1 rRNA gene is annotated in these 767 nt (G+C 52.9%); it reads right to left on the bottom strand.

What is annotated here, in order from left to right:
• Positions 1–11 precede the first annotated feature (11 nt).
• A 16S ribosomal RNA gene (locus VJL_RS02210) occupies positions 12–767 on the bottom strand; the annotation flags it as partial.

Raw genomic sequence — 767 nt, 5'->3', positions numbered from 1 at the left:
TAATCATCGTATAAGGAGGTGATCCAGCGCCAGGTTCCCCTAGCGCTACCTTGTTACGACTTCACCCCAGTCATGAACCACAAAGTGGTAAGCGTCCTCCCGAAGGTTAAACTACCTACTTCTTTTGCAGCCCACTCCCATGGTGTGACGGGCGGTGTGTACAAGGCCCGGGAACGTATTCACCGTGGCATTCTGATCCACGATTACTAGCGATTCCGACTTCATGGAGTCGAGTTGCAGACTCCAATCCGGACTACGACGCACTTTTTGGGATTCGCTCACTATCGCTAGCTTGCTGCCCTCTGTATGCGCCATTGTAGCACGTGTGTAGCCCTACTCGTAAGGGCCATGATGACTTGACGTCGTCCCCACCTTCCTCCGGTTTATCACCGGCAGTCTCCCTGGAGTTCCCGACATTACTCGCTGGCAAACAAGGATAAGGGTTGCGCTCGTTGCGGGACTTAACCCAACATTTCACAACACGAGCTGACGACAGCCATGCAGCACCTGTCTCAGAGTTCCCGAAGGCACCAATCCATCTCTGGAAAGTTCTCTGGATGTCAAGAGTAGGTAAGGTTCTTCGCGTTGCATCGAATTAAACCACATGCTCCACCGCTTGTGCGGGCCCCCGTCAATTCATTTGAGTTTTAATCTTGCGACCGTACTCCCCAGGCGGTCTACTTAACGCGTTAGCTCCGAAAGCCACGGCTCAAGGCCACAACCTCCAAGTAGACATCGTTTACGGCGTGGACTACCAGGGTATCTAA

The organism is Vibrio jasicida CAIM 1864 = LMG 25398 (assembly GCF_000400365.1).
GTDB lineage: Bacteria > Pseudomonadota > Gammaproteobacteria > Enterobacterales > Vibrionaceae > Vibrio > Vibrio jasicida.
The sequence above is the reverse complement of the archived record's forward strand: the minus strand, read 5'-3'. Positions and strand labels throughout refer to the sequence as shown.